Origin of the sequence: Micromonospora sp. LOL_023 (genome assembly GCF_048060115.1) — a bacterium.
GTDB lineage: Bacteria > Actinomycetota > Actinomycetes > Mycobacteriales > Micromonosporaceae > Micromonospora_E.
On sequence record NZ_JBHMIM010000120.1, the window covers coordinates 1 to 5,526 of the forward strand.

General features: G+C 67.2%; 7 protein-coding genes and 1 pseudogene. 2 read left to right on the plus strand and 6 right to left on the minus strand.

Annotated features, from left to right (window positions below; genetic code table 11):
* Positions 1 to 69: 69 nt before the first annotated feature.
* The 4 genes and pseudogenes from ACFHVL_RS30590 to ACFHVL_RS30605 all read right to left on the minus strand — a co-directional run.
* Positions 70 to 371, minus strand: a pseudogene (locus tag ACFHVL_RS30590) (hypothetical protein); the annotation flags it as partial.
* A 65-nt stretch (positions 372 to 436) separates the two neighbouring features.
* Positions 437 to 1,243 (minus strand): hypothetical protein, encoded by an 807-nt coding sequence (locus ACFHVL_RS30595; RefSeq protein ID WP_416632071.1) that lies wholly within the window; start codon positions 1,241 to 1,243, stop codon positions 437 to 439.
* 215 nt (positions 1,244 to 1,458) lie between these two features.
* Positions 1,459 to 1,947: a SigE family RNA polymerase sigma factor gene (locus ACFHVL_RS30600; RefSeq protein ID WP_416632072.1), complete on the minus strand. Its 489-nt coding sequence runs from the start codon at positions 1,945 to 1,947 to the stop codon at positions 1,459 to 1,461.
* Between the two features lie 884 nt (positions 1,948 to 2,831).
* Entirely contained in the window at positions 2,832 to 3,125 is a 294-nt protein-coding gene (locus tag ACFHVL_RS30605; RefSeq protein WP_416632073.1) for a hypothetical protein, read from the minus strand.
* Between the two features lie 109 nt (positions 3,126 to 3,234).
* Between ACFHVL_RS30605 and ACFHVL_RS30610 the strand changes: the two genes are divergently transcribed.
* A complete protein-coding gene (locus tag ACFHVL_RS30610) occupies positions 3,235 to 3,438 on the plus strand; it encodes a hypothetical protein (RefSeq protein WP_416632075.1) in 204 nt (67 codons plus the stop codon).
* Positions 3,439 to 3,647: 209 nt separating this feature from the next.
* Here the strand turns inward: ACFHVL_RS30610 and smpB are convergent, their stop codons facing one another.
* Positions 3,648 to 4,142, minus strand: coding sequence for an SsrA-binding protein SmpB (smpB, locus tag ACFHVL_RS30615; RefSeq protein ID WP_416632077.1), 495 nt, complete (start codon positions 4,140 to 4,142; stop codon positions 3,648 to 3,650).
* Between the two features lie 126 nt (positions 4,143 to 4,268).
* Between smpB and ACFHVL_RS30620 the strand changes: the two genes are divergently transcribed.
* Positions 4,269 to 4,682, plus strand: a complete 414-nt coding sequence (locus ACFHVL_RS30620) for a type II toxin-antitoxin system Phd/YefM family antitoxin (protein ID WP_416632078.1) — start codon at positions 4,269 to 4,271, stop codon at positions 4,680 to 4,682.
* Positions 4,683 to 5,026: 344 nt separating this feature from the next.
* Here the strand turns inward: ACFHVL_RS30620 and ACFHVL_RS30625 are convergent, their stop codons facing one another.
* Entirely contained in the window at positions 5,027 to 5,383 is a 357-nt protein-coding gene (locus tag ACFHVL_RS30625; protein ID WP_416632080.1) for a hypothetical protein, read from the minus strand.
* Positions 5,384 to 5,526 lie beyond the last annotated feature (143 nt).

Here is a 5,526-nt window from a genome sequence, read left to right on the forward strand (position 1 = left end):
GGCCTGGATCAACCCGCCAACCCAGCAGGAACAAACCGTCTCAACTTGACTTGACAACTACCGCTACGCGTACCGCCAAACACCGTTGACCTTGACGTAGGTCTCATCCACGAACCACCGGTCACCAGGTGAGTGACGAGCGAACCGGGCCGCATCGGCCAAGAGCGGGGTGAACCGCCGCACCCACCGGTACACGGTGACGTGATCCACCTCGACACCCCGCTCGACCAGCAACTCCTCCACATCCCGGTACGAGAGGTTGAAACGCAGGTACCAGGCACCGCCAAAACGATCACCTCAGACGGAAACCGGAACCCGACGAACGTCGACGACGGCTGGGACCAGAACCGGACACGGGACGACGACCTCACCAGGCAAGAAGACCACACCGGGCAACCCGAAGTTGATCAGGCTTCCCCCAACGCAACAGACCCCCTCAACGTCCACCGATCCAGCTCATGTCCGGCCATGGTCCGAACTCGAACTCCTCGATGATCCGTATGAGGGTGGGCATGACCTGTTCGCCGCCGGGTCCATCGTCGAGTTGGGCAAACACCTCAACGCCGTCGGGCAGCATCAGGAAGAGCTGCGTCATCTCCGGCACCTGCCAGCCGCTCCAGTCGCGGATGCGGATCGGAGCAGTGGCGAACGTATTCGCCAGGCGCATCTCGGCGCTGGTCCCCATACTGATGAGGAGCTGCCGTCCGCCGGTGCCGCTCACACTCACATCCTGAACCCAGTTGGTGCCCGCGAATCCGTGTGCCAGCCGCCAGGGCACGGCAGCAAGGTCCAGCGGCAGCCACCCGAAGCGCGGGCCGACCGAGGTGACTCCCGGATCTGGTCGCACTGAGCGCGCGACCCGAACGGCCAGATTCTGTTGAGCCTTCGCGCTATCATCGGTGTGTACGCTGATCAACAGCTGTGGCTGGCCAGTCGGCTGCCAGGTGAGGTACGTGCCGAGATTCTGATCGCCGACCTGGATGAGCCGACCCGGCACCCCATTGACATCGATCGTTGTCGTCGGGCCGTTTGGCCGGTCGGGATCAAGCGATGAGTGCCAGCCGACCAGCAACGAGATCCCCTGGCTCACGGCGCCTGTCTGCCAGACCCGCGAGAGCACGGGAGCCTGCGTCCCATCCACGACGACGCTACGTTGGCCCTCGCCGTACCCATGGGGCAGCCATGTCGGACGGAAGCGCAGGGGAACCTCCAGCCAGCCGCCACCGTGACCGGCGTGCAGCACCGGGAACCTCGACTCCGGTGGCCGGGCGAAGCGCCACGCTCCAGCCGCCGCGACGCCGGTAGTGGCCGCGACCGTACCGGCGCCGGCGAGCCGCAGGACCAGTCGGCGTTGGCGGTGCCGCCGCACGCGAATGTCCAGCGAAGCGCGGATCCGGTCCGGTGGCGGGGCCTCGTCGGCGAGGGCGGCGAGGGCGCTTCGGATGGCATCGGCGTCAATCATTTGTCCTCCCGTACCGGCTGCGTCGCCGCCATCCCACGTAACTTGGCCAGCGCACGCGACGCTTGACTGCGTACCGTCCCCTCGGTGCAGTCCAGTAACGCGGCGATGTCGGCGTCGGACATGTCCTCGTAGAAGCGCAGCGCGATCACGAGGCGTTGACGGACCGGGAGGGTACGAATCACCTGCAGGGTCGCCTCACGCAGCACGATCACGTCGACGTCGTCCTGGACCGGTGCCGGCCATTGAACCCGTTCCCGGCGGAGGGCGGCAGCTATCCGCCGCCGGGCGGACAGCAGCTCATTTACGATCATCTTGCGCAGGTACGCGTCCGGTGCGTCCAACTCGCAGATCCGCGCCCACCTCGGCTGCGCCTTGACGAGGACGTCCTGAACGACGTCCTCAGCCACGTGCGGATCGCCGGCCAGCACCGTCGCCTGCCGCAGCAGCGCCGGCAATCGCGCCGCCACATAATCTTCGAATGTCAACCCGCCCTCCCTGCTCACCCCTAACACGAAGCTGCGCACCACCCGTGTTGCACGACAAGGCGGAATCATCGCGGCCTACGGCCGTGAGCTTCCCTGAGAGGGCAGTTCGGAAGATTTCGTCTTTTTCGGGGCGAGAGTGAATACTCCGGGTTCGCCTTCGGTAAGGACCTGGCGGTTGACCATGCGTTTGAGCTTCGCGCGGGTGCCTTCGACGTGTTTCAGTGAGGGCTCGACGCCGAGCGCGAGGCAGATGCCCTTCGCCCGCATCCCGGCGGGTGCGGTGGCGAGGACTTCCAGGATCTGCTGGTAGGGGTGCCGGCGAAGGTCGGGTCGACGACGGCGAGCGCACGCAGGGTGGTGCGGGTGGTCGCCAGGGCCGCCAGTTCGCTGTCGACGCGGCCGAGTTCGGCGGTGAGCCATGACCAGGATAGACGGAGCTATCCGGCACCCACACCGTCGCCGCGCACCTGCCTGACAGTCACGAGTAGGACCGGGATGGACGACTCCGATGAGGCGGCAAGGGCGGGCGCAGTCCCGACGGTCGAACCAGACATCGACCACCAGCGGCGAGCGTGGTGCTCCCTGGGTGCTCGAACGTCGGGGAACAGGCACGGACGCACCGGGACCCAGCCGGAGTGCGGGCGGCTTCGGCGAGCCGCCGAGATCGTTCATACATGTCGATGGCGAGGCCCTGCATGGCCGGGACCTGGGCGGACACACCAGGATCGGGCCGGACTGAGCTGGTTGCCGTGGGACCATTCCAGGACCAGAGTCGAAATAGGATGAACCCAATCATCTGCTTTGGACTACGGATCGGAAGGTTAGGGGTTCGAGTTCCTTCGAGCGCGCAAGATCATCAGGGGTCTGACCTGCCGAACCGGCAGTCAGGCAGTACCGTGCCACAACTCGTCGCACATGCTGTGAGCTGGGAGTTCTCGGCTTGGGTTAATGATCGTCGGTATGTCGTGCGGTTGCTGTACCTGGGGATGATCCGGCTGTTCAACGGGCTGGGGTTGCTGATCCGCGGCGACAAAGCGTTGCTGATCGAGGTCCTCGCGCTGCAGCATGAGGTAGCGGTGCTCTGCCGGCAGGTTCCCGGCAGGCCGCAGCTGTCGTGGCCGGACCGGGCGATCCTGTCGGGCCTGGCTCGCCTGCTGCCGCGTCGAATGCGGGAACATCGGATCGTCACCCCCAGCGACGTTGCTGGCCTGGCACCGAAGGCCATGACCAGGATGGACGAGGTTTCCGGCACCCACAGGGCTGACCCGCGTCTACGTCCTGTTCCTCATGGAGATCGCTACCCAGCGAGTCCACCTGCTGGGCGCCACCACGAACCCGACCGGCGACTGGGTGGCACAGCAGGCCCGCAACCTCATGATGGACCTGGGCGATCAGGCGAACCAGTTCCGGTTCCTGATCCGGGACCGGCACGCCAAGTGCACCGCCGCGTTCGACACCGTGTTCCAGGCCGAGGGTGTCGAAGTGCTCTGAACGCCACCGCAGGCACCCCGGGCGAACGCGTTCGCGGAGCGCAGGCAACACCCACCCGACCGGGACACCCTCCCAGTGCCGGTGACCAACCTGGATGCCGTCCGAATACAGCGCAGGAAGGTCGTCCACGGGTTGATCAACGAGTATGAGCAGGCCGCGTAGCCGAAACCGACTTCTCGAACGGCACAGGCTGCGGTCGGCGTGGTTGGTCAGCCCTGGTGGCGGGGCCTGCCCTTGAGTCGACGGCTGAACTCCCGGGCGATCTCCCGGTTCGCTTCCCGTTCGGCGATGGCCTGCCGCTTGTCGAAACTGCGCCGGCCCTTCGCGAGGCCGAGTTCGACCTTCGCCCAACCGTTCGCGAAGTACAGCGACAACGGTACGAGCGTCAGGCCGCCCTCCCGAAGGCGTTCCAGGATCCGATCGATCTCCACCCGACGCAGGAGCAGCTTTCGGGTACGCCGGGGCTGGTGGTTTGTCCGATTCCCGAAGCCGTACTCGGCGATGTGCAGCCCGTGCAGCATGATTTCGCGGTCCCCTTGCTGCGCGAAGGCGTCCACCAGCGACACTCGACCGGCCCGCAGCGACTTCACCTCAGTGCCGACCAGGACTATCCCCGCCTCGTAGGTACGCAGGATCTGATAGTCGTGCCGCGCCCTCTTGTTGGTGGCCACCAGCAGGTGACCGCTCTCGCCGGACCTACCCATGGAAACCATCACCTCGCTGCGGCGCCTCCCCACAAGGGTATCGGGGCGCGGTGTGAAGCGGGCTCGACGCAGGAATCCGGACCCGGGTACGCATCGAATGTCGTACCCGACGGGCACCATGACCGTATGGCTGCCCCCGCCCTGGATCCAGAGCACGTCCGGCCGCAGGCCCTGTCGTTACGTGAGGCCCGCACCCGGCTGGCCCAACTCGTCGCACTCGCCGAGTTGACCGACACCGTCACGGTGATCGAGCACGACCGCGACGCCCGCCCCGTCGCCGCCATCGTGCCGGCGGCCGCCGCGCGGAGCGTCGCGCAGGCACGCGCCGATGCGGGGCGGATCGCCGAGGTCACCGCCGGCTGGGAGCGCCGGTTGGAGCAGACGCGACAGCGCGGCGCCCGCCAGCACGCCAACGACCTGCGGGTGCTGACCGACGCCCTCGCGGAGGTCTGGGCCGAGCTTGACCGGCGGATCCCGTCGGCCAGCGACCCGGCGCTGGCGCGGCTGCGGGCCGTGCACATGGACCTGCTGCGGCGCTGAACGCGCTGACGGGGTCGCTGGGCAGGCCGGTCGCTCCTATGGGAGAAGATGCGGCCATGCCCAGAATCAGACACGAGGCATCGCCTGAGTGAGTTCCTGGTGCTGGGCGAACGCCCGGATCCACGAGGCCGTCGCGCACGGTTGGCCGATCCGGGCGCTGCTACACGCGGGGAACTTGAAGTCGCAGTGGGCTCGTCACCTGGTCGGTGGGCAGGTCGCTGACGAGGTGATCCGAGTTTCCCCGACCGCCAGCAGTCCCCTTCACGACGTCCGTTCCCGGCACCTGGCCGCACGCCCACCCCGAGGTCCGTCGATCGTGTTGTCTGCCCCTTGCGGTGGGTAGGTCAGGCCGCGTCGGCGTGGCCCTCGCCGGTGTACGCGGTGACGATGCGGCGGAGCACCTCGAGGGCCCGCTCTGCCTCGTGCTGGCCGACCGGCACGGTACGGGACGCCACGTACCCGGTCAGGACGTCGCGGATCACGTCGGACCGGCGGGTCGCCGACTCCCCGACGATGCTGTCGGGTTGCTCCACGAGCGCGACGGGCAGCCGGATGCTCACCAGCATCATCGGCGCCTCCGGTGCGGCGCCAGTCGCCGGCACAGTGGTCATCGACCTGATCACCGGCGCCAGACTGTCAGTGGCCTGAAACCAGGTGATGACCTCATCCTTGCTCATCCGGTCGAAATCCGGCTCACTCACAGCACCCGCCTCCTCCACTCATCCAGGTCCGCGCCACCGAAGGCACGCCCCCATGATCTGACCGGTAAATAGCCTGTACCACGGCGGGTTTTGGGTGTGCGGGGGTGGCCCGGTGTCGGTGGGTCGACCCGGGCGGGGTTGGG